This window comes from Paenibacillus sp. M2 (assembly GCF_046713495.1).
Classification (GTDB): Bacteria; Bacillota; Bacilli; order Paenibacillales; family Paenibacillaceae; genus Paenibacillus; species Paenibacillus amylolyticus_B.
In genome coordinates this window covers 3,167,311-3,191,926 of sequence record NZ_CP169648.1, presented here as the reverse complement: position 1 = coordinate 3,191,926, position 24,616 = coordinate 3,167,311, and the positions used below count along the sequence as shown (strand labels likewise).

Here is a 24,616-nt window from a genome sequence, read left to right as displayed (position 1 = left end):
GATTGTTGTCGAACTGTTTGAAACTCCATTCATCTTACTTTTTTAATGAAATTTCAAATAGAGAACCAGCCTCACCAGCAAATACAATACGGCCGTTTTCGGGTAAAACAACAACATTCTTACCGCTGACTACGCTGTGATTAATACAAATTCCGTTCTGATCATAGATAGCAAAGGCTCCATTTGCAGGTAACTTCACTGTCATGACTTTTCCTTTCGCAGTAGCGGGTACCGAAAACCATTTGGCATATCCATCTGCTTGAATGGTTGTTGCGGATTGTTTACCGGAATAGATTGGTTTTACCAATCCCTCACTGGCGAATACATAACCTGAAAATGTAAGATACTCTCCTCCGTTCTTTTTGGAGAAATGAATGTCCATCGGTTCTCGTCCGGCACTACCCGGAATCTGCAATTGATTGGCTGCTTCGTCTGCTCCAATAATTTTATTATTGGCCATATACCCTGGATTCTCTTTATTCAATTGAATAGGCAGGATCGATGTAGCATTAAGATAGAGCATTGATGTGTATTTCGCATTCACCAGATAATATTTTTTACCATCACGCTTTGCCCATGCAGCGTTAATCTCCTTGGGTAATGTATTGGCTTTGAGTTTCTCCGCATTATATTCTGAGAGAGCCACCTGTCCGAGTCCTGGAACGGAGATATAAGATCGAGACCACAGGTAGGTATTCCCATTTTTCTCCACAACGAATTTCAACTTTTCTGTACCATCATCACTCACAAAAGTACCATCTGATGTATAGGTGTATTCTTGAACCGGATTACTTGGAGCCGTGAGAGAGGAGAGCGTCATTTGTCCTGCCTTATTTATTTTGATCTTCGTAACTGAATTATTGCCACCATAATTCCCTGCAAACTTGGAGATTTCTTTAGGCATATCAGCCTTCACAGGTACACCAAATGATTTTTCCGGTTTCCGTTCTTTAATAATGCCCTTTTCTTCAAGTGCGCTAAGTAATAACTCACTCGCAATGAATTGATTGGTTATGCTTGCTCCGCCTGAAGAGATCACGGCTGCAGCCATGTTGTATTCCGGAAGTACGACGAGTGAAGAATGATAAGATAACGTATCTCCACCTTTCGTAACAGCCTTGATGCCGTAGTCACTGAATGGGAACAAGTCCACACTATCCCACCCTAATCCGTAAGACATAGAAGAATCACTATCCTCTGGCCACATGCCTCTTCTGTATTCTTTTTGCTCCATGGCTTCTACCGACTTGTTGGAAAGAATCCCTTTGACCTCTCCTGTGAAGATTTGCGAAAATTTCACCAGATCCTTAGCGGTGGAATATAAGCCTCCTGAAGCTATGATATTATAATTCTCTTGTGGAAGCTGCCCCTTATACACAGGAGAGTAGATTCCCGCCATTTCTCCCGTATTAACTACATCCTGTGGTGTTTTGGTATGATTCATTTTCAGAGGCTCTGTAAAATTTTTGTGTATAAATGCCGTATAGCTCATACCAGTGACTCTCTCAACCAAAATTTCAGCTAATGTAAATCCATCGTTAGAGTACACCGAATACGCACCTGGCTTTGCCATCAGATTCTGGGTCGCCAATTGATCCAAAAAGGTATCATGTGCATAGGGATCATTGTCCCCATACAGTATAGCACTACCGACAGAGGTTCCGAAAAGCCCGGCCGAATGATTCAGCAACATACGGGGTGTAATCTGTTTGTATCGTTTATCTTTCATTGTAAAATCAGGCATATAGTTCACAACAGGCACATCCAAATCGATCTTGCCTTCATCAACCAGCTTCATTACAGCGGCTGTAAGCATCATTTTACTGGTTGAACCAATGCCATAGATTGTGTTCGAAGTAAGAGGTACCTTGTCGTTTAGATCGTTCTTGCCCGTTTGACCGGACACCGTAATCTCTCCACCATCAATGAGCGCATATTGCAGACTCGTCGTACCGTACGTTTCAGTCAGCAACTTAGCTTTTTCGATTACGGTTTTCTTTGTTGTCTCATACGTAAGGTTAATGCTGTTATTCATGGCAGCCGGTGCGGCCATTGCAGACATTGGGGCAAGTATCGTCAGCATGAGAGTCACAGCAGCTATAGTATTTCTCTTTCTTGCTCTCCTCACACTCATCTTCAGTTTTGTTACCTCTCTTGGTTTCATTCTTGCATCTACTCCTGTCTTCATCATTGTGTTAAGCCACCATAACGTGGGCGCTAAAGACAATATAACAAACCAAGATGTCCCCCTAATGACTGCAACATGAACGGAGGATGAACAGGCAAAAAAAGTTTGCATCATCATACGCAAGGAGGTTTATACAGGGTGTCATAGCCTAGTGAAGGCATGAAATCCAATCACTCTGTGGGTGTTGTGATTGGCAAGATGACGATGAAGGTCGTTCCTCGTCCATATTCGCTCTCCACCCGGATGTCCCCTTGATGAAGCGAGACGATCTGCTTTACAATAGCTAGTCCCATACCGCTTCCTTCATATTTCTGACTGTGGGAACGATCAGCTTTAAAGAATCGGTCAAATATACGCTTTTGGTCTTCCGGGAGAATACCAATACCCGAATCCGATATGCGGATCGCCACGTTCTTGATATTCTGTTTGATCGTGACGTTAATTCGGGCACCATCTTCGGAAAATTTGATGGCATTGCCGAAGATATTGATCCACACCTGATTTAACTGGTCATAATCGGCCGTGATTTGGGTGGGCTGCAAATCAAGATCGATCTGAATGTTACGGGCCGACCATTGGGGTTGAATAGCAACAATTACTCGTCTGATCTGTTCATCCAGACTGAGCGTGGCGAGCCGCATTTGCAATGATTGAGATTCAAGCAAACTCAGCTTTAGCAGACTATCACTTATTTTGGACATTCGTGCAGTTTCAGTGATTATAATGTCGAGATATTCGCTTCTTTCGTCATCCGGGAGGTCTACCTGCTTGAGCGCTATAGCAAAACCGGAAATGGAAGTAAGCGGAGACTGAACTTCATGGGACACGTTTGCTACGAATTCCCTGCGCATCTGCTCAAGCTGCTGTAAATCGTGCATCATCTCTTCAAAGCTGCGAGCCAAAGTACCTATCTCACCCTTTTGTTTAATATTAAGTTTGACGTTGAAATCTCCAGCAGCTATAAGCCGGGTCGCTTCTGTCAATTTTTTGATCGGTCTTACCAGAAAAATAGCCGCAATTAGTATCAATAGGCTTCCTGCTAACAAGGAACAAATCAAAAAGGTTACAACAAACTTGATAAGAAATGAGGTGGAAGAGGAAGTGAGGGGCTCTACAAACATTGCTATGCTTCCCATTTCAGTTTTTATCGGCAATCCCAAGAAGATCGTATCGATTCCATTAACTTGGAGCCTTTCCCCATCCAGCACTTTCTTTACTTGTTCCGTCGTCACCGGGAAAGGATGTTGTTCTTTAAGTTCTCCGTAGGATTGAAACTGACCCGTAGCTTTATAGATTCGAATGTGGTAAGAGTTAAGTTGTTTCATCTCACTTATAAACATTTCTGCTTCGCGTAGAGGCAATGTCTCGTAGATGCGGACGATATCCTGGCCAAAGTCAAGCAAGGAGCCTTGTAAGTTTTCGTTTAATTTATCTTGAAATATCCAGGTTGTAGCAAGAAAAGAAAGGATTGTGCCCCCGATCACGGAGACCAGAAAGGTCAGGACTACACGTGTATAGAGGGAACCTCTCACTCCTGCACCTCTAGCCGATAACCAAGTCCCCGCACCGTTTCGATACGAAAATCGGAGATATCGGCAAAACGTTCGCGTAGACGTTTAATATGCACGTCTATCGTTCGATCATCGCCAGTATAATTAATTCCCCAAACTTGATCAATTAATTGCTCCCGCGTATAGACTTGTCCCGGCAACCCAGCAAGTTTATACAATAATTCGAACTCTTTAAGCGGCAAGGTGAACGACTCTGCACCCCTCAGGACCTTATAAGTCTGCCGGTTCAGAATAACGTTTCCTAATTGGATGGTCTGCGTTAAACCTATACGATATCGTTTCAACAGTGCCTTGACACGAGCCATCAACTCAAGCGGATCGAAAGGCTTCGTCATATAGTCATCTGTCCCGAGCTGAAATGCTTGTACTTTCTCCCAGGTCTCGTTTCTTGCCGTCAACATTAGTAACGGAAGATCCGGATTGGCTCTTCGAAGTTCCTCACATAATGCCCATCCGTCCATGACCGGCATCATAATATCAAGAATAACCAAATCGACTGGCGTGGAGGTATAGATAGCCAGGGCCTCCTTTCCGTCTACGGCGTTGATGGTTGTAAATCCGTCGTTGCGCAAAAATAAACAGACGAGTTTGCGAATGTTCGCATCGTCGTCAGCAACTAATATCGTAGGCATCGTTTCCACTCTCCTAAAAAAGAATAATTCTTCAGTTGAGCAAGAGCGAAGAATTCTAAATCATGCTACCTCATTGGTTGAAATCACTCTGTTCTACTATAAATACATCTTCTTCTTTGCATAATCCCTTTAACAAGTCCCGCTGCTCCCATATAACAAAGGCAGCCGATTACTTTGATCGGCTGCCTTCTTAGTTTCGTTAAACATGCTACCTTACTAGGATTCATCTATTTTAATGAAATTTCAAATGTGGAATCCACGTCACCTGCAAATACAATGCGGCCGTTTTCTGGTAATACAACCTCATTCTGACCGCTGACTACGGTGTGATTAATACAAACACCCTTCTGATCATATACGGCAAAGGCGCCAGTTGCAGGCATTTTAACCGTCATGACTTTTCCTTTCACCGTTGCTGGTATCGAATACCATCTGGCATATCCATCTGCTTGAATCGTTACTAGAGATTGTTTACCCGAATAGAGTGGTTGTACCATTTTCTCACTGGCGTATATGCTACCAACGGCTGTAATGTACTCTACTCCGTTCTTTTCAGCAAAATAAATCTCCTTTGTATCACGTCCAGCTAGGCCAGGGATTTGCAGCTCCGTGACTGCTTCGTTGGCTCCAATAATCTTAATATTGGATATATATCCTGGGGTCTCTTTGTCCAAATGAATCGGGAGAATTGGTGCCGAGTTGAGATAAACCGTTGATGTATATTTCTCATTCAACAGGTAATATTTTTTGCCTTCACGCTGCTCCCATGAGGCCGTAATATCCTGGGATAATTCATTGGCTTCCAGTTTCTCCATTTTATATTCGGAGAAAGCCAATTGTCCAAGTCCTGGTAAGGATATATAAGATCGATACCACAGATAAGTCCTTCCATTCTTCTCCTTAACAAATTTCAACTTTTCCGTGCCCTCATCGTTAACAAAAGTACCATCCGCTGTATAGGTGTATTTTTGAGCCGAATCACTTGGAGCTGCGGGTGTGGATACAGTCATTTGTCCAGCAGTATTCATTTCGATCTTCTTAACCGAATTATTGCCTCCATATATACCTGCATTCGTGGCTATTTCTTTAGGTATATCTGCCTTCACAGGCACACCAAACGATTTTTCCGGCTTCCGTTTTGTAATAATCCCCTTTTCCTCAAGTGCGCTGAGTAATAATTCACTCGCAATGAACTGATCTTTGGCACTTGTCCCACCTGATGAGGTAACGGCTGCAGCCAGATTGTATTCCGGCAGTACGACTAATGATGAATGATATGATATGGTATCTCCACCTTTTGTTACTGCCTTGATACCATATTCACTGAATGGGTACAGATTTACACTATCCCACCCTAAACCATAAGATATAGACGTATCCCCATCCTCTGGCCACATGCCTTTTTTGTACTCTTCTTGCGCCATGGCTTCTACAGACTTATCGGTAAGAATGCCTTGGACCTCTCCCGTAAAGATTTGTGAAAACTTCGCAAGATCTTCAGCGGTAGAATATATGCCGCCAGTAGCGATAACATTATAATTCTCTTGTGGAAGCTGACCCTCATACATAGGAGAATAGATTCCCGCCATTGCTGCCGTGTCAACCACATCCTGTGGTGTTTTGGTATGTTTCATGTCCAAAGGTTCCGTAATATATTGGTGTATAAAAGCTGTAAAACTCATGCCGCTAACACGTTCAACCATAATCTCGGATAACGTAAACCCATCGTTACTATACACCGAGAACGCGCCGGGATCTGCCTTCAGGTTTTGACTCGCCAATTGTTCCAGAAACGTATCATGTGAGTACGTATCATTATCCCCGTACAATGTGGCATTGCTGCCCGTGCTGCCCAGCAGACCGGAAGAATGATTCAACAGCATGCGTGGTGTGATTTGTTTGTAGCGATGATCTTTCATCTGAAAATCAGGTATATAGTTCACAACAGGCAGATCCAAATCCACCTTGCCTTCGTCAACTAACTTCATTACAGAAGCTGTGAGGAACATTTTACTCGTTGATCCTATGCCATAGATCGTATCCGACGTAAGAGGCACCTTGTTGTTTTTATCGTTTTTACCCGTCTGACCGGACACCACAATCTCGCCACCATCGATAAGGGCATATTGCAGGCTTGTAATTCCATGTTTCTCGGTGAGTAACTCGGCTTTCTCCATCACCGTTTTCTTGGTTGGTTCATACGTAAAATCACTGCTACTTGTAGCAGGCGCGGCCATTGCAGACATTGGAGCTAACATCATTAATGCCATAGTGAACACGGCGATTGAAGTGCGTTTTCTCTTTTGTCGTCCCATTCACATCATCTCCTGAATTTTAAGTGTTTTGGTCGTTTAAAGTTCCTTAGGATCTATAAATTTCACTTCTGGATACATGTCGCTCGGTCCCTGAATCAGATCTCCACCCGTTCCTTTCAGCTGCTTGTTAAAGAAATCGAGTACATATTGATTTACGATGTTTGATCCTCTTTTACCATTGATGTCTCCTGTGATCCCGGACAGTTTAACCAGCTCCGAATAGAACTGAAGGTCCGTGAAATTGAAGTGCTGGGTTCCTTCTATATAAATCACATTTCCCCCATGATTGATAACATTTTTCATAATGTGCAGCTCATCTGAAAGAAATTTAGTTACTTCATCATCGGAATTTCTATCCGCTTCAAAATTGGCTAACCAGTCTTCAAAATTTCCCGATCGGATGAACATAAACGGCTTGTTTATATCATCTCTATTTTCCACTTCATATAGTGACCCATCCATATTAACCCCGGCCTTGATTCTCTGATCTAAATACGTTGCATTAAACGCAGTTGCACCCCCAAAAGAATGCCCCATCGCGCCGATGTGATCTAGATCGATCTTCCCTTTAAATTGACTTTCGATTGCACCTGAATTCAGCTTTTCGATTTGATCGATTACAAATTCCACGTCTTTCGTCCATATATCCCCTGTTTTTGTACGTTCATCTAGTGTAGTCGTACTTTTTTTATAGTCCGTTACACGGCCATCTGGAAAAAGGGTAGCAAAGGTGCTATACGTATGATCGATGGTGACCACGATAAACCCATGACTGGCCAGATTCTCCGCCTGTGATGCTTGTAGAACTCTACTGGTTCCCATGCCATGAGATAGCAGTACCAAGGGATAAGGACTTGTAGAAGGTAATATTTCTACATTTTCATAAGAGTTGGTTTGACTATATTTCCAGTAGTCGAGCACAAATTCGGGCAGTTTTAAAGAAGCAGAGAAGCTCTGAATATACTTTTTGAACCTCTCTTTATCTTTTGGAAACAGCGTGTCACGCTTGATATTATTCCTATTTTCAGTAGGGTACCAAACTTGAACCATGAGTTCCCTCTTATCACTTTGATCTTCAGTGAAGACTTCATCTCTGTTCTGATCTGTAAAATGAAAGGTTTGAGTACCCACTTTCTCTGGACCATCCGGTTTCGGCAAATTAAAGACAGGTAAGTATGCAGACAAGGCAGTAGAACCAACCAGCAGAATGACAATCAGGGAAGATAAACTATATTTCAAGAACTTCCCTATTTTTAGATTCATCATCTTTTCGGAATGTCTGAGCAAAACAATAATTATGAATAGAGCCGTCATGATATATACCAAAAGCAACTGCCATCTGTATCCCTCAACAAACAATTGAACTAATAATATAACGCTACTTCCTATACCCAAACCCAAGCCTACTTTCTTTGCACTTCTTTTCATAAATAGTAGGTCTACGAGTAAAGCGAAACAGGATAGAACTAACAGTATCTCAAATAATCTCATTTGAATTCCTCTCTCTCATCACGGCAACGGCCAAATTTATCGTATTATGGAAAAACAGCCTCTCAGGACGGTTTCTCATATTCGTTCATGCACCTTGTTAAGTTAAAGAATGTACATCTACACCATAATTACTTCGCTTCGTTCATAAAAGCTCTAAAGTCTTCAGCAATTTTTTTGAATTGAGTGTGATGTAAATAATGTGAACCATCCATTGTAATCACTTTCCCATGTACCGAATCTTTGATCTGCCCTTCATGCAGCGGTATCCATCCTTCTACACCTTCATTATTCGCTTGTACAAAGAGAAGAAGTGGAAGATCTTTAGGGAAGCTTAAACCTTGTGCACCTTTAAAATTGGAATAAATATGTTCCATCTCGTTTAATGACGTGGGATTATACATGTTTTTATTCGAGATCATTCTCATTTGCTCAACCGTCTGTTCATCGAACGCAAGTCCCTCATAGGGGTCTGCACCCACTTTCATCATTAATCTTAAGAGACCTGTATTTCTGAGGAAAGCGAATGTTTTTAATGGGAACTTTGCATCTGTAATACTTGGTTGGGTGGATACACTGCTATCAATACCGACAAAAGCAGTTACCTCATCCGGATATTTGTTCACATAATCAATGCCGTAAATGCCCGCAATGGAGTGACCCATGAGCATGTAATGCTGAATATCCAGTTGTTGCAGAGCTTCATGAATTTCACTTACGATATTCTCTGTGGTTCTTTCTTTTTCAGTTTCATCACTTAATCCATAACCGAATGGCTCAACAGCAACCACTTTGTAATATGGAGATAATTCATCAATAAGCAACTTGAAATCAAGCACTGGTGTTGCTGTTCCATAACCGGGCAGAAGCACAATCGTTTCCTTGCCTTCACCCTGAATGAGCACATTCATATTTTTCCCGTCTACAGATACATGCTGACCGTAAGACTCGATCTTTTTCGCCTCAGAATTACTGCTGATTACATTTGTGATATAAACAATACCCAGAAATAGAACAATGGCAATTAAGATTGCTCCTAGTATTTTAAGTATAATATTTCGTACCTTCTTGGCCCTGGTACTATTCTTGGCTTTCTTTCCTTCTGGTTGTTTCATGCTGATCTTCTCCTGTCTTGAACCGCTTATTGGACTTGCTTCATTGCCGTTAATGAAATCTTATCCAAGGAAGATGTACTCCCCGTGACGTCAATATGAACTGAATATGAACAAGCTAATTAATATTTACCGTTGCGTCATAAACCCCCTGAATTTTTCAGCGATTTCTTTGGCATGGGAACGGTATAGATAATGATTTGCTTCCAGTAGCACCACTTCACCACGCGCAGAGTTCTCTATTAACTTCTCATGTTCGGGAACCCAATTGTCCACTGCAGGATGATTCTTTTGAACAAAGAAAAGAATCGGGAGATCAACTGGGAACGTTAACTGTTCAGCTGCTTTAAAATTGGAATACATGCTTACAATCTCGTTTAATTGAGTTGAATTAAACATGTTCTTTTGTATCAAAATGTTCAATTGTTCTTTGGTTTGTTCATCATACGGTAGCCCAGCATATGGATCATCACTCATTTTCAATTGCAAACGCGGGAAACCCAAGTTACGGTACCATTGAATCGGTACGATTTCTGATGCTTCAACCTTCTGTTCACTAATCGCTGGAACACTGGTATCCAACCCAACATATGCACTTATTTCATCTGCATATTTGTTCACATAATCCAGACTATAGATCCCCGAGATGGAATGCCCCATCAAGATATAACGATCAATATGTAGACTCTGTAACGCTTCGTGGATTTCACTGACGATATTTGCCGTACTGCGTTCCCTTTCGGTCTGATCACTTAATCCATAACCAAAAGGTTCAACCACGACGACTTTATAATATGGGGCTAGCTCCGAGATAAGGGGCTTAAAATCAAGTGCAGGTGACGCTGTTCCAAAACCAGGCAGAAGCACAATCGTTTCCTCGCCTTCGCCTTGAATGAACACATTCATATTTTTCCCATCCACGGATACATGTTGACCATAAGGCTCCATTCTTTTTTGCTCCGAATAACTGCTGATTTTATTGACGGTATATACGGTAGCTACAAAAAGTAAAATTGCTAAAATGATTGCGCATAGTACTTTAAACAAAATGCTTAACACTTTTTTGGTTTTGCTTTTACTCTGAACTTCTCTGTCTGTTTGTTGATTCACATTCATCTGCTCCTATCCTCATCTGTATATTAGCCCGGCAGGCTGCTTAAGAAATCCTAATCAAGAAAGATGTACTCCCCATGACCGGAATATGAACGGAGTATGAACAAGCAAAAAAAATGTCCTATGTAACATACAAGGAAGCTTGCATGTTACATAGGACATGGACATTCGGTTTAGATAATCCGATGGATATTCTATTCATTGACCCTATCCTGTGAGCCTAACTATCCGTTGGTGGATGGATGGGCAACGTGATCATAAAGGTCGTGCCTTGACCAGGTTCGCTTTCCACTCGGATGTCACCCTGATGAAGGGACACGATTTGTTTAACGATAGCAAGTCCCATACCACTCCCGTCATATTTGCGGCTGTGGGAACGATCTGCCTTGAAAAAACGGTCGAATATACGCTTCTGATCTTCCAAGGGAATTCCAATGCCCGTGTCGGATATTCGAACAGTCACATTTTTGAAGTCCTCTTCGATACTGACTTTAATCATACCGCCATCCTCGGAAAACTTGATGCTATTTCCGATGATGTTTGTCCATACCTGATTTAACTGATCGTGATCAGCCGTTACCTTCACATTCTCCAAATCAAGCTCGAAATGAATGTTGCGCCCAGACCATTGCGGCTGAAGCGCCACAATGACCCGCCTGATCTGTTCATCAAGGCTTAAGGTGGTGAGCCGTAGTTGCTGTGACTGCGATTCAAGTAAACTCAGCTTGAGCAGGCTATCACTCATTTTGGACATTCGTTTTGCTTCAGAGATGATAATATCCAAGTAACGGTTTCGTTCTTGCTCTGAGAGATTTACTTGCTTCAGTGCCGAAGCGTAACCCGATATCGAGGTGAGCGGAGATTGAACCTCGTGCGAAACATTGGTAACGAATTCCCTGCGCATCTGCTCCAACTGCTGAAGATCATGCATCATTTCTTCAAAGCTGCGGGCCAACGTACCAATCTCCGTCGTTTGTTTAATGTTCAGCTTGACGTTGAAATCTCCAGCTGCAATCCGTTTGGTCGCTTTGGTCAATTTTTTGATCGGTCTAACCAGATATACAGAAGCAACCACAATCAACAAACTTCCTACAATCAAGGAACAGCTTGCAAAAATCAAGCCAAACTGGACCACAAAAGAGGCTGAGGGCGGTGAGAGTGTTTCTAGAAACATCGCTCTTGTACCCGTTTCCGTCTTGATCGGTAGCCCCAAAAGAACGGTAGCAATTCCTTTAGGTGTGTCCTGTACAACCCCTCCGTTTAACACCTTCTTGAGTTGATCCGTCGATACGGGGGATGATTTATGTTCGTTAAGCTTCCCATAAGACTGGAAATTGCCCGTTGCATCATAAATTCGAATATGATACGAATCAAGTTGTTTCATTCTACTAACAAATGATTCTGCTTCATCAGCAGGCAGCGTCTTATAAATCTGCACAACGTCCTGGCCAAAGTTGCGTATGTTAATTCGGGCATTTTCGTTCAATTTATCTTCGAATATCCAGGTTGACATAAAAAAAGAAATAACTGTACCAGCGATGACAGAGATCAGAAAGGTGAGCACCACACGAATGTATAATGATCTGATCATTCATAGACCTCAAGTCTGTACCCTAGCCCACGCACCGTTTCAATCCGAAAATCAGGTGTCGTCGCGAATCGTTCGCGCAGGCGCTTAATATGTACGTCTATTGTTCGATCATCTCCCGCGTAATCAATACCCCATATCTGATCGATTAATTGCTCACGTGTATAGACTTGTCCTGGTGTTCCAGCAAGCTTATACAGCAATTCGAACTCCTTAAGTGGTAACGTAAGCGACTCCGTGCCTCTCATCACCTTATACGTCTGACGGTCCAGAATGACGTTGCCAAACTGGATTGTGTGTGTGGAGCCGATTTTGTATCGTTTCAGTAATGCTCGGACACGAGCGGTCAGCTCTAATGGATCAAACGGTTTGGTCAAATAATCATCCGTACCCAGTTCGAATCCTTTCACCTTCTCCCAAGTCTCTCCTCTGGCCGTCAGCATGAGTAACGGAAGATCAGGATTGGCTCTTCGAAGTTCTTTGCACAGTGCCCAACCATCCATGACAGGCATCATAATATCAAGGACGACCAGATCCACTGGAGTTTCGCCATATATAGTGAGAGCTTCCTTACCATCCGCAGCTTCCACTGTGGTGAATCCATCGTTTTTGAGAAATAGACAGACGAGTTCACGAATGTTTGCATCGTCGTCTGCAACGAGTATAGTAGCCATATGTTTTTTCTGTCCTCTCCGTTACGTTTAAATATATAGTTCAACTTGTATATTAAATAGTAAAACATCTTGCTTATAGTATATCCACAGCAAACATCGTATGTTCTTTCAACGTTCCCTGGATTGGCACAGGCTGTGACCCATTCTCCTTGAATCCTGCTTTTTGAAGGACACGGATGGAACCTGTATTATCAGGCACAGCGCCAGCTTCGATTCGAGTAATTTCAGTTTCGTGTTTGGCAAATTCCATTACACATTGCAGGGCTTCGCTCATATACCCTTTTCCTTGATGCAGAGTATCCGTCACATAACCAACGATCCATTTAGGAGTAGAATCCAGTATGATCTCGAACAAAGAAATCTCACCGACGAGTTCTGCACTATATTTCATTACATTATCCCTACTCTATTAACGTTAGGTGCAATTGTAGCATGATTATATCAGGTCATTATAAGAGTACGAGCGAATCAACGAGAATTGTTTAGCCAGGAAATGAGGTGAATATGGCATATCATTACGCAACCAGGCAACGATGGTTCCAATCAGAGCCGAAGAACCATACCAGATGGCAATTTCCTTGTGAATGCCGGAATCCTCCAGAACATCTTCCATTTCGGCTCGATCTATCTTGGCTTTGACCAAGGTACTTAACAGTTTCAGGAGTCGTTCTGTGAAAATGGGTGTTCGCTTTGTGGCAAGTACCACCTGATAGAACGAGGCGTTCTCTGCAAAATGCTCCAGTAACTTGACCAGAACAGGCCAAGCCTCTTCCGTCCTTTGCTTCTCAAAGTGAGGAGCATATTCAACCACGATCCGTTCAATCTGCTCGATCATCTCATCGGCCATCTTCTCCATCATATCCGTGATATCACGATAGTGCAGGTAGAAGGTTACCCGATTGATCGTCGCTCTTTCGGCAATTTTGTTGACTGACAACTTCTCAATATCCATTTCCTGCAGCAATTCAACAAATGCACCTCGAATTAACTGACGCGTTCGCAATATTCTTGGGTCCACAGCTGATTTCTTCTCGTCTTTCACGTGTATCCCTCCCATCAAATTTTAAACAATACAATTTAAAACAATCAGTCGTTTATTTTTGATTTACACAACAAATTCATTTTATTTGTAAAATAAACGACGAAAACACGTCATAACGTAAATTGTAATCTGTCCGAATATGTATATAATTCAATAAATACAATGTAAACTATACAACACGTTGTAAATTTAGTCACGCGTGGATTGAAAGGATGAAAAGGATTGAGTCAGGCTAGAATACAAGATGAATTATCCGTAAAGAAAGGCCCCATCCTGTTTATCATGATTTTGGGAGCCTTCCTTGCAACGTTGAATCAAACGATCATGAGTGTCGCTACACCCGAACTGATGGGTGATTTTAACATCTCCGCCGCAACCGCACAATGGTTAACGACAGGTTACATGCTGGTGAACGGGGTGCTTATCCCCATTACGGCCTACTTCATGCAACGCTTTTCAACCAAGCAATTATTCCAAGCTTCCATGTTTATTTTCCTGATTGGTACCATCGTATCCGCTCTTGCAAATAACTTTGGCACATTGCTGACAGGACGTATGATTCAGGCAGCGGGTGCTGGCATTATCATGCCGCTCTTGATGCACGTTATTTTGACCTTGTTTGCCCCTGAAAAACGAGGATCTGCGATGGGTATGGTTGGTTTTGCCATCATTTTTGCCCCTGCAATCGGGCCTACCCTTGCCGGTTATATCCTAGAGAACTACTCTTGGCAAACGATGTTCTACGGCATGATTCCATTAACTCTTATTGTCATTACTTTTGCGTTTGTATACCTGAAGAATGTATCCGAACGGGTCAACACCAAGTTCGACACGATCAGTGTGGTGCTCTCCACGATCGGATTTGGCGCATTGCTCTATGGTTTCAGCAGAGCAGGAAGTCTGGGATGGTCAAGTGCAGAAGTTCTTATCTGTATTGCGGCTGGAATTGTTTCTCTTGCCCTGTTTACATGGCGTCAGCTCGTTTCCGAAACTCCGCTGCTTGATCTGCGGGCTTTCAAATACAACATGTTCTCCCTGACAACGGTCATCAGTATCGCGATTACAATGATCATGTATGCTGACATGATGTTGCTTCCCTTGTATCTCCAGAACGCACGTGGTTACACTGCACTGGAGTCCGGATTATTACTTCTGCCGGGTGCGCTTGTCATGGGCTTCCTGATGCCAGTAGCCGGAAAATTGTTTGACCGATTTGGTGCGAAATGGCTGGCTGTTATCGGGATGGTGATCACCATCGTCACGACCATTGGTTTCATCGACTTAACGGACTCAACCAGTTATGGTTACCTGGTATTAATGTCTACCGGCCGCCGGATTGGTATGGCTTTGCTCATGATGCCGATTCAGACTGCGGGGCTTAACCAACTGCCACCAAGACTTGGTGCACACGGTACAGCTATCTCCAACACCGTCAGACAAGTGGCTGGCGCTGTAGGTACTTCATTGCTCGTAAGTGTCATGACCTCCCGTACTACGGCACACGTACAGGATATGATGGCAACTGGTGCAGCCAATGGTCTCAGTCAAAAACAGCTTGCTACAGAATCCATGATCCAGGGTATAAATGATGCTTATGTCGTTATCATCGGTATCGCTGTCGTGGGATTGATTCTTTCCTTCTTTATTAAACGTACCAAACAAGCCAAAGAGGAAGAAATCAAACAGGTTGTAAGACAAAAAGTTTCCATGAATTCAAATTAAGGTGTCCAGCCTTATAATTGCTTGTATAACAAAGCGGCAGATCAAGACGTTCACGTCTGATCTGCCGCTTTTTAGGTTGTCCAATGATGAAGCTCATTACCTTAGCCGACAATCTTCACTGGCAGATGGGTCAATGACTGTCCCGGAGCTGAAGTGGCCAGATTATTCTCCAGATCAAAGGACTCCACCGGTTCAATTCGAGCAATCTTCTCAACAAATGCAGTCAAGGCAATGCTGAGTTCCATTCTTGCCAGCGGGGCACCCAGACAAAAGTGTGGGCCATTGCCAAAGGTAAGATGTCTTTTATTATTATGACGATGAATATTTAACTCAAACGGGTTTTCAAACATCTGTTCATCCATATTGGCTGCACTCATCCAAGAGATGACGACATCTCCTTTTTTCAAATCCACCCCGAGCAGTTGGTTATCCTGCTTCACTGTCCGATGTCGCTTGGCATTGTGGAACCGATAACGAAGCATTTCTTCCACTGCTAGCGGTACCAACTCCGAATTCTGTCTAAGTTCTTCATACAGACTCGGGTCATCGTACATGAAGGAATAAAATGTATTGGATACCATATGGCTCGTTGTCTCTATACCGGCTCCAAGCAGAAGCATGGTCGTGCGAACAACCTCATCCTCCGTGAACTTCTCCCCCTCAACATCAACGTTCAACAGATCGGTAATGATATCCTCACCAGGATGAGTCCGTTTATGAACTACAATAGGATACAGGAATTGATAGTACTCTTGCGCTGCAATTTGTTTTTTCAGTTCACTCTCTTCAGCAGTCTTCGGATTGGTAGGTTGAAACAGAATATCTACCCAGTTCTTGAAGCGATGACTGTCTGTGAGAGGGATACCGAGCAGATCAGCCATAACCATCGAAGGCAGCGGAGCAGCCAACGCTTGAACAATATCAATGGTCGTATTTGGCTCAATATCTGCTACCAGCTGCTCTGCAATGTTGCGAATTCGTGGCTCCCAGTTTTTCAGACTACGTGGTGTAAAAGCAGCGGATAACAACGAACGACTTTTTTGATGACGGGGCGGATCGATACTTGAAATGTTTAATTTGTCCGGAGGTGTGCCTTCGTTATTCTTCGCTCCCACCGCAATGGTCGTTCGAGTTCCTTCGGCTGAAAAATACTCATGATTGCTGAGGACCTGCTTCACATCATTGTATCCGAACACATTCCAGGTATCTGTATCTTCGTGATAGTAGACAGGATGCTCGGACAGCATTTTTCGAAACCAGTGCAGTGGGAAAAACTCTTCAGACCTGGACTGAAACCCCGTGATGTCCTCAACACGTATCACTTCTTTATACATTTGGAATCCACCTCTCAGCATAGTTTCGTGATTGGTTACATGGGTACCTGAATTGACAGTTCAGCACCTACATCCATTTTATACCATCCGTTCATTTAATGGTATAAACCATTTGAACTAAATCACAAAAACCCCTTAAATAAGGGGTTTTTGTGTATACACATCGTATATTAAGTGTCAGGATTTCAGAAAAAACGAGATATGAGCCGATTAATCGCCTAGTTTCGTCAATGTTTCCTGTAGTTGCTCCAGTTGTTCAGACAGGGTTTCAATCAAGTTCTTCGTTTGGCTTGCCTTCTCCATTAAGACTTGCTCGTCCGAACCGTCTATCGATGCATTACCGATTGTTGATGACTTCAATTCTGACAATTCGCGTTTGTATGTTTTTTGTTTTTCCAAAGCGATTCGCAATTCTTCTTTTGTCGTACCGATCTGATGCTCCAGATATATGATGTCGGACAAGTTCGCTCCATCGGATAAACGTTGTGAATATGTCATGACTCACCTCTTTTAATATCATCCATTGCTTTGCCAACAGTATAGGGCTCAATATCGATATCCAGCTCCATGCCGAGAGCTAGTTTCGCCAGTTGACTCCCGATAAAAGGACCCATGGTCAAGCCAGAGGCACCAAGTCCATTCGCGGTAATCAGCCCCCGCCACCCTGGCACAGCTCCCATTACAGGCAGAAATCCAGGTGTGAACGGACGGAAACCCACTCGCACTTCCTGGAATGTGCTATTGGCTAGCCCCGGCGCCAGTTCCAGACCTTTATTCAAAACTTCCTGCATGCCCCCTGCAGTGACTCTTGTATCATAACCCTCCACATCATTTTCATGAGTGGCTCCAATGACAATCTTCTGTTGATCAAAGGCCAGGAGATATTGGTCAGACGGGGGCATAATTACAGGCCAACGGCCTGTATTCTCCTCATCCGTCACATGTAAATGCATAATCTGCGCCTTTTGATAATGCACTTTAAAGTGTATGCCTAGTGGCTTCAGCAGTTCGTTGGCCCATGCACCTGCACAGACAACGACTTCATCTGCCAGGAAACTCTGATCATTAACACTCACACCAATGACCCGATCCGCTTCGAATTGAAGCGTGGCGTCTCCATGGATCACTTCCGCTCCATTTCGCTGTGCAGACCGGATCAATGCATCGCGCAGCGCTCTTCCATCTATACGTGCAGCACCACTGATATGTACCGATTGATAACGTTCATCCAGCAATGGAAAACGTTCACGGGTTTCTTTGTCATCAAGAGGTGTAATGTCGCCAATCTCCGGCGCATCTGCTTTGCGAAGGTGTGCCCGTTCTTCGATCTTATTGATTTTGTCCTCATCCGTATGAATGCTGAGCGCGCCCACTTGAGCATAACCGGTTTCCATTTCTCCTTCGGCTTTAAGCTCCGCTATGATGCCCGGATAGAACCGCGCACCAGCCTTGGCGAGCTGATACCAGTCCTGATTACGTCGCTGTGACAGCCATGGACAGATGATACCGGCAGCTGCATCCGTCGCCTGTCCTATATCTTTTCGATCTACGATAATTACCTCTGCGCTCCGCTTGGCTAATTGATAGGCTGTTGATGCCCCCAGAATACCCGATCCAACTACGATGACTTTCTTCATGTTTGCATCCCTTTCTTTAATCACTCATTCCTTATAGCGTATACCGTTTCGCATTCTGTTGGCAAGGCAGGCATACTTTTGGATCCATAAATAGATGCTGATCAGACTACAGTTCATACTCATTCACCCAATAAATAATTGCTGAAGCATTTATATGAAAACGTTTTATATATTGTCCGTCATTCAATTAAAATTATTCCATTTATGTAATATAATTCTTTCTAGGTTTCTTTTAACGCTGTAACCACGCCACTTACGCACATGATCCTTTAACGAAAAGAGGAATAACACGACGATGCCGAAACCTAGTATGGGGAATCCGCTGGATACCGATATGCCGCTCATGATTACAGGGCAAAACCAGTTGACCGTTGATGAATTGATGAATTGGAGCGACCATTCACGGGATTACAGCATTGTACAGTGCATCGGAGGAACCGGGCGAATCGCAGCAAAGAATCATGAATTTTCGATCAAAAAAGGGACCGCTCTCATTCTGTTCCCGGAGGTAACCTACCGTTACCACAATCTGAGTGATTCATTACGATTTGATTGTCTGTCTTTCAATGGCTATTTGTTGCCACGGTTCTTGCATTCCTTGCAGATCGGGGAGCTGCGCGCCTTCAAGCCGGATGGAATGCTTCATATCCTGTTGCGTGAAATTACGTTGGCGCTGCAGTCCCGGCACAAGGATCAGATCTGGCACGTCTCCGCATTACTGTACATGCTTTTGGTCAGATTAACCATTGAAGGTGAACGCTATAGTGCTTACGAACGTTCTGATGCCCGATTAAGATTGGATGAACTCATTACTTTTATCAAACAAAATTATCATCAGGATATTTCTCTCCCCATGTTGGCTGAGCAGATGGATGTTACCGAGCAGCACCTCAATCGGATATTCAAAATAGAATTTCAAATGACTCCACTGGAGTATCTGATGCGATATCGGCTGTTGAAAGCCAAGGAAATGCTCATCGAAAATAACGCTACTACCGCTCATGAAATAGCCGAAGCAGTTGGTTTCAACAGTGCCAGTTACTTTGGATCAGTGTTCAAAAAATACGAAGGGATCTCCCCTATCGAGCTACGCAAGCAGTATCTGGATTAGAGCGCCTCCATATCGATCTCGGCCAGCGAGGATAACCGCAGTTCATGCATGGCGAATTCCAGACCACGTGTTACCTCGTTAGGCACGATGATGCAACGAATACCTGCTGCATTGGCTGCCTTCAAGCCATTAGGTGAGTCTTCGAACACAATTGCTTCGGAAGCCTCGATCCCAAGACTCTGGAGAGCAAGAAGGTACAGTTCAGGGGCCGGTTTCACTCGCTTCACATCCTCGGATGTATGAACGACTGTGAAATAATCGAAAATGCCTAATTTCTGCAAGTAACCATGCACCCAGTCCCGTGTGGAGCTGGAAGCAACCGCAAGTTGAATCCCCTTCTCCCTCGCAGACTGAAGCAATTCATGCACCCCTGGAAGAATGGCGGCCTGTCCCAAATAGGCTTCGTACTTCTGTTCTGATAGCAGCTTGATATGATCATGATCTATCTTTTTTTGGAGCGCCTGCTCCAGATACAGAAATGGATGAAACTCCTCAAAGGATGTCCCCACATTTTTCGACCAAAGCTCCAGACCAAGTTCTACTCCGTGCTCTTCATAAATATCGCGAAATGCATAGTACCAGGGTGTCTCTGTATCCACAATGAGTCCATCAAAATCAAATATAAATGCTTTTACCATGAACCTGTTCTCCTTCCAATGATCGGCCGGGGGAGCGGATTAGAACCGTGCGGTCAAGTCCGGATGAGTAACGTTCACGGATAAAAAGTGACACGTACAGCCCGTTCCAGTCGGCGATTGTACAACTAATCCAGCTCGAAGTTCCCCTTGAACCGGCATGCCGAAATATCGAATTAGTTTCCACTCTTCACCATCGGGTGAATAAAAGAATGATATGCATCCCTCTACTTTGCGTATACGCAGATAGGGATTAGGTACGGAGACTTCAACCGAATTGCAATCATCGGATGAACCATCACGTGTCACCACCGACACGATGGTAGGCACTTTTCCATCATATTCAAAACAAATTTTGCACCAGTTAAGATCATCCGCCATCACCATCAGGCATCCGGAATCATATTGATTTTTCATATCAACGGTTAATTGGGTTGTAATTTCGAAATCGCCAGGCACAGGCATGGACAAGAAAGGAGCAGTTGCACGAATGTGTTTCCCCGCTGGATCTTGGAAAAAGTCGGTGTCCGCCTTCGCTTCCACCAGCACGCCTCCCTGATCCGTATAGGACCAGGTTTCGGGCTCGTTCATCCAGCTCCATTGCTTCCGTGCTTCTGTTGTCATTACGTTAGTCATTTGTTAGTAGCCTCCCAAGTTAAAATATGTTCTAGAGGTTGTTCTAGTTTTTTCTGTACTACATATTCGCTCCAGATACAGTAAACCCCTTTTTCTACATATTTTTGTAAGGTTCCAGCACTTGGGAGTGCTTTTGCGGATCTGGCAGGAAGAACATAATAACCATGAGTATGACATATAGACCAAGAATTACACTGAACAATAGTGTTGGATTGTGATGGTAGAGCAGGCCCGTCAGGTAACCGGATGGAATTGCTGTAAGCGTCATGACGGTCTGCACGGCCGAGAACATATCGGCTTTCTCATGCGTACCCAATCGGTTCATCAGCAGGGAATCCCGGTACGTCTGCAAAATGAAGTTACCCGCAGCGAGCACGATTAGCGTGAGAAACAACATTCCTATATTCCCCACAGGGATCAATAGAAACAGAATGGCTCCGGCCGTGCTAAGCACAATGGAAAAACCAACATACTTTTCCTCCGAACGCCGCTTCAGTCGCGGAATGATGACCAGATAGAGCAGCATGACGGTTACCGCAGTCACTACTGGGATAAACGAAATGACACGGTCATCAAATTTCAACTGTTCCTTGAAGAAAATGACCTGAAAGAAATTCAGCTGTAGAATCAGATTGGATAACACCGTAATCAGAATAATCGGAAAAAGTCTCCGTTTGTAGAACGATTTGCCGAACAGGCGCAGACTGGAACCCAAACTCTGAAGTACACGGGTTTTACTATGCAATCCCATAAGTTCCTTGCCGACCTCGGTCTCATCCGTGTATCGGTTACGTATGAAGAACATGGCGGTCATGAGGATGCCTCCGACAAAGTAAATGCTGGCGAGTGTAGGCACAATACCATAATCAGCAATGACCACCCCGGCAATAGGCGTGAGTACACCAGCCCCTGTAATAATCATGTTGAGAATGGCAAATACCTTGGATCGTTTGTGTTCCTCGACATCCTCTATGATCAGACAGTTAAAGGCAACCGTTACAAACTTGGATGTTGCATTAAGTAAATAAGCGATCAGGAACAGCCAGAAGTTCTGAGAGAAGGCCCAGATGAACATAGGAACACTCCAGGCAAGCAGATCAAAGATCAGCGTTGTTCGTTTCCGGCCCAGCTTATTCGTAATGGAACCTGCAAACAATTGAAAGATAAAGGCAAAATAAAGATTCACCGAATTGATTAAACCGATTTCTATGTCCGAAAGTCCCGCTTCCTTCATATATAAAGGAGCGTAGAATAGAACGATCGTGCCCGGAATGGCCCATACCGGTTCGAGTAAAATGGAGTAGCGTGGATTCTTCGGCAAATCTTGAAGCAATTTCAATCGATATCCCTTCCTTCTGCGGTTTTCACCGCTGCGAATTCCAACTTCTCGCAGCGGCAAACCCGCTAATGTCTATATGCTTATAGGATAAGAGCTGTTTTGACCGAGTTCATCGGCAATTTCTCTCCAGTATGCATGTCATAACCAATCGTTCCATTAAAGGCCTGTTCATAATCACTCAGCAGTTCCTTGGCTGTCACCATCTGTTCCAGTTCCGGGATGCTTTGGGCAAATTTCAGTGCCGTACTGATCATCGAGTGATTAGCAACCGCACCGATGATACTAATGCCATCATTAATCACGGCTGTTGATTTGAACGTCACCTCATAGCTGTCGTCATATCCCATAGGAATAATCTTGCCGCCTTTGGCAATCAGCTCAAACCCAACATGAAGCTGGTTACCAACCGCGTCCACTACAATATCAAACTTTTTGTTATTATTGATCTCGTATACTTTATCGAGAGTCAGATCCTGAGGATAGAACACGTGATCCGCGATCCCTGAAGCGAACTCTTTGCGGTATGGATCAACTTCCGTGCCTACAGTAAGCCTTGCCAATCGTTTGCTAACAAGCTGACACAGGGAACCGATTGCTCCAGAACCGAGGACCAGTACAGAGTCACTTGGCTTAGTCCCTGCTTTCATGAACGTCTGAAGTACACATCCCAGTGGTTCGATCATCATGGCCGTTTCCCAACTCATGGAATCCGGGATGGCATAGATATACTTTTCGTCCCCAACAAAATATTCAGCAAAGGTTCCGTGTGTCGTCATCCCTACTTGGTAGTCATCAAAATTCTCGCAGTAGATGAACAGACCCTCACGGCAGTATGAGCAGGTACCGCAAGATTGCGTGGGATCAACCAATACCCGATCACCGATCTTGAAACCACGAACTTCTTCGCCCACCTCAACCACTGTGCCTACGCCTTCATGACCAATGATCGTTCCTTTATTCGCCGGCACTTTGCCTTTGACAATATTCAGATCTGTACCGCAGATGCCTGAACCATAGATTTTAATTTTTACCTGGTTTGGCTTTTGAATGGTTGGCTCCTCAATCTCCTGGTAAGTCACCTGTTTGAGATCCTGATATACGAGTGCTTTCATTGAATAATTCCTCCTAGTCGATTGTCGATTATGATCTATGGATTAAGCTTCAAACGTTTTCGAAAGTTGCATCGCATGAAGATGTTCCTGCTTCTGAATCTCTTTCCAGTCTGACAGGATCTGCAACAGCGCTTCCTCGACCCACAGCAATTCTTCCCGTGTATGGGCATCTGAGAAAATCAAGTAACCTTTGGTGAAGATGCCGAAGTGAGCCATTCTCTTTACCATGAACTCGCGGAAAGGGTCTGTTTGAAAGTTATCCTCGGCCAGAGATTGAATGCAGAAGCTTGCATACGTCCCCTTCACTTCCAATTGATCTGTTAATCCGAGTAATACAAGTTCAGATTCCAGACGATCCATGATCCGGGTTGCCGGATCACGCCAAGTCGGCCACACTTTCGCATTTTTCATTAATCGTTCACAGGCAATGGCTGCCGCGAGCGCTGTTGTTTCGCTGGAATGGGCATTGCTGAATCGGACCTGTCCCGACAGAGACATCAAGTGCTCTGGCCCCAAAACCGCTGCGAGCGGTAACCCGTTTGCCATACCTTTGGAGATACAGAGCAGATCAGGCCAGATGTCATATTCTCCTGCTGTAGCCTGTTTGCCCATTCGAATACCGGAAGTGACTTCATCGAATATGATAATGATGTCCAGAGAGCGGCATAGGTTGACGACTTCCTCCAGTGCCTCCCTTTTCCACTCGTTGGGACATAAAACAATACATGCGATATCCTCGGGAGATGAGGTAATCTGGGCCTCAATTCGCTCCGCAGTAGGTTTGTTGACCCAGATCGTTGAACGCTCGATATCCACTGGAATGCCCCGTTCTTTCGTTTGGCCACCATAATAGCCGTATGCGGACCAATCATGCCACCCATGATAAGCCGTCGCAATAACCTTGCTTTTGCCACTTGCGGCACGAGCAAGTCGTACGGCCCCACTCACTGCATCGGCACCACTCTTGGTGAAGCGCAGCGACGGATAACGACCCTCGAACCGCTCCAGAATTAACTCGGCGCATTCAAGCTCGATGTCGGCCGGAACCGAGAAGCTAGTCCCTTTTTTCAGCTGGTGAATGACGGTTAATTGGACTTCATGCCTCGCATGGCCCCAAGACGCCGTACCCATGGCCATTTCGCAATCCAGCCATTCATTACCGTCGATATCTGTAAATCGGGATTTGTAAGCCTCTGCACAACATACGGGTGTATGCCCCGGAAATAAACGTTCAGGTGCTTTGGCTAAAGTGCTGCATCCGCTCGGAATTACCTTTTCGACCTGCTCCAACCACTCCAGATTACGGGTAAATCTTACGGCACGATCGAGCGTGCTCTCTTTTTCTTTCACCTTAAGTACCTCCCTGT

At 44.1% G+C, this 24,616-nt stretch carries 21 protein-coding genes; 2 read left to right on the top strand and 19 right to left on the bottom strand.

Annotation, left to right across the window (positions count from 1 at the left end):
* Positions 1-34 precede the first annotated feature (34 nt).
* The 11 genes from ACETMN_RS14595 to ACETMN_RS14545 all read right to left on the bottom strand — a co-directional run bounded on the left by ACETMN_RS14595 (position 35) and on the right by ACETMN_RS14545 (position 13,723).
* Entirely contained in the window at positions 35-2,164 is a 2,130-nt protein-coding gene (locus ACETMN_RS14595) for a serine hydrolase domain-containing protein (protein WP_411736278.1), read from the bottom strand.
* Positions 2,165-2,358: 194 nt separating this feature from the next.
* A complete protein-coding gene (locus ACETMN_RS14590) occupies positions 2,359-3,720 on the bottom strand; it encodes a sensor histidine kinase (protein WP_091016508.1) in 1,362 nt (453 codons plus the stop codon).
* The gene (locus ACETMN_RS14585; protein WP_091016510.1) at positions 3,717-4,391 is read right to left on the bottom strand and encodes a response regulator transcription factor; all 675 of its coding nucleotides are present in this window, start codon (positions 4,389-4,391) and stop codon (positions 3,717-3,719) included. Before ACETMN_RS14585 ends, ACETMN_RS14590 begins: the two co-directional genes overlap by 4 nt.
* A gap of 227 nt (positions 4,392-4,618) precedes the next feature.
* Positions 4,619-6,706, bottom strand: coding sequence for a serine hydrolase domain-containing protein (locus tag ACETMN_RS14580; protein WP_091016512.1), 2,088 nt, complete (start codon positions 6,704-6,706; stop codon positions 4,619-4,621).
* A 36-nt stretch (positions 6,707-6,742) separates the two neighbouring features.
* Positions 6,743-8,197 (bottom strand): alpha/beta hydrolase family protein, encoded by a 1,455-nt coding sequence (locus tag ACETMN_RS14575; RefSeq protein ID WP_411736277.1) that lies wholly within the window; start codon positions 8,195-8,197, stop codon positions 6,743-6,745.
* A gap of 128 nt (positions 8,198-8,325) precedes the next feature.
* The gene (locus tag ACETMN_RS14570; protein WP_411736276.1) at positions 8,326-9,309 is read right to left on the bottom strand and encodes an alpha/beta fold hydrolase; all 984 of its coding nucleotides are present in this window, start codon (positions 9,307-9,309) and stop codon (positions 8,326-8,328) included.
* Between the two features lie 126 nt (positions 9,310-9,435).
* On the bottom strand, positions 9,436-10,422 hold the full coding sequence (locus ACETMN_RS14565) for an alpha/beta fold hydrolase (protein ID WP_411736275.1): 987 nt from the start codon (positions 10,420-10,422) through the stop codon (positions 9,436-9,438).
* 217 nt (positions 10,423-10,639) lie between these two features.
* Positions 10,640-12,010, bottom strand: coding sequence for a sensor histidine kinase (locus ACETMN_RS14560; protein ID WP_411736274.1), 1,371 nt, complete (start codon positions 12,008-12,010; stop codon positions 10,640-10,642).
* Positions 12,007-12,681 (bottom strand): response regulator transcription factor, encoded by a 675-nt coding sequence (locus tag ACETMN_RS14555; protein ID WP_017688634.1) that lies wholly within the window; start codon positions 12,679-12,681, stop codon positions 12,007-12,009. The genes ACETMN_RS14560 and ACETMN_RS14555 overlap by 4 nt, the downstream gene beginning before the upstream one ends.
* A gap of 73 nt (positions 12,682-12,754) precedes the next feature.
* Positions 12,755-13,072 carry a GNAT family N-acetyltransferase gene (locus tag ACETMN_RS14550; RefSeq protein ID WP_411736273.1) on the bottom strand — a complete coding sequence of 106 codons (318 nt, stop codon included), beginning with the start codon at positions 13,070-13,072 and terminating at the stop codon, positions 12,755-12,757.
* Between the two features lie 45 nt (positions 13,073-13,117).
* On the bottom strand, positions 13,118-13,723 hold the full coding sequence (locus tag ACETMN_RS14545; RefSeq protein ID WP_091016521.1) for a TetR/AcrR family transcriptional regulator: 606 nt from the start codon (positions 13,721-13,723) through the stop codon (positions 13,118-13,120).
* A 282-nt stretch (positions 13,724-14,005) separates the two neighbouring features.
* Here ACETMN_RS14545 and ACETMN_RS14540 point away from each other — a divergent pair, with 282 nt between their 5' ends.
* Positions 14,006-15,445 carry a DHA2 family efflux MFS transporter permease subunit gene (locus ACETMN_RS14540; RefSeq protein ID WP_411736417.1) on the top strand — a complete coding sequence of 480 codons (1,440 nt, stop codon included), beginning with the start codon at positions 14,006-14,008 and terminating at the stop codon, positions 15,443-15,445.
* 101 nt (positions 15,446-15,546) lie between these two features.
* On the opposite strand, the gene ACETMN_RS14535 is transcribed toward ACETMN_RS14540, so the two are convergent.
* The 3 genes from ACETMN_RS14535 to ACETMN_RS14525 form a co-directional block, all read right to left on the bottom strand.
* Complete coding sequence (locus ACETMN_RS14535) at positions 15,547-16,779, bottom strand: cytochrome P450 (protein WP_105598613.1); 1,233 nt, start codon at positions 16,777-16,779, stop codon at positions 15,547-15,549.
* 210 nt (positions 16,780-16,989) lie between these two features.
* Positions 16,990-17,277: a hypothetical protein gene (locus tag ACETMN_RS14530; RefSeq protein ID WP_411736272.1), complete on the bottom strand. Its 288-nt coding sequence runs from the start codon at positions 17,275-17,277 to the stop codon at positions 16,990-16,992.
* Entirely contained in the window at positions 17,274-18,416 is a 1,143-nt protein-coding gene (locus ACETMN_RS14525; RefSeq protein ID WP_411736271.1) for an NAD(P)/FAD-dependent oxidoreductase, read from the bottom strand. The genes ACETMN_RS14530 and ACETMN_RS14525 overlap by 4 nt, the downstream gene beginning before the upstream one ends.
* A 295-nt stretch (positions 18,417-18,711) precedes the next feature.
* Here ACETMN_RS14525 and ACETMN_RS14520 point away from each other — a divergent pair, with 295 nt between their 5' ends.
* Positions 18,712-19,527 (top strand): AraC family transcriptional regulator, encoded by an 816-nt coding sequence (locus ACETMN_RS14520; protein WP_411736270.1) that lies wholly within the window; start codon positions 18,712-18,714, stop codon positions 19,525-19,527.
* Here the strand turns inward: ACETMN_RS14520 and ACETMN_RS14515 are convergent.
* The 5 genes from ACETMN_RS14515 to ACETMN_RS14495 all read right to left on the bottom strand — a co-directional run bounded on the left by ACETMN_RS14515 (position 19,524) and on the right by ACETMN_RS14495 (position 24,599).
* Positions 19,524-20,165, bottom strand: coding sequence for an HAD family hydrolase (locus ACETMN_RS14515; RefSeq protein ID WP_411736269.1), 642 nt, complete (start codon positions 20,163-20,165; stop codon positions 19,524-19,526). The genes ACETMN_RS14520 and ACETMN_RS14515 overlap by 4 nt on opposite strands.
* Before the next feature lie 39 nt (positions 20,166-20,204).
* Entirely contained in the window at positions 20,205-20,798 is a 594-nt protein-coding gene (locus ACETMN_RS14510) for a DUF1349 domain-containing protein (protein WP_091016531.1), read from the bottom strand.
* Positions 20,799-20,892: 94 nt separating this feature from the next.
* On the bottom strand, positions 20,893-22,137 hold the full coding sequence (locus tag ACETMN_RS14505; protein ID WP_411736268.1) for an MFS transporter: 1,245 nt from the start codon (positions 22,135-22,137) through the stop codon (positions 20,893-20,895).
* Between the two features lie 80 nt (positions 22,138-22,217).
* The gene (locus ACETMN_RS14500) at positions 22,218-23,249 is read right to left on the bottom strand and encodes a zinc-dependent alcohol dehydrogenase (RefSeq protein WP_091016533.1); all 1,032 of its coding nucleotides are present in this window, start codon (positions 23,247-23,249) and stop codon (positions 22,218-22,220) included.
* A 42-nt stretch (positions 23,250-23,291) separates the two neighbouring features.
* A complete protein-coding gene (locus ACETMN_RS14495) occupies positions 23,292-24,599 on the bottom strand; it encodes an aminotransferase class III-fold pyridoxal phosphate-dependent enzyme (RefSeq protein ID WP_192131716.1) in 1,308 nt (435 codons plus the stop codon).
* Positions 24,600-24,616 lie beyond the last annotated feature (17 nt).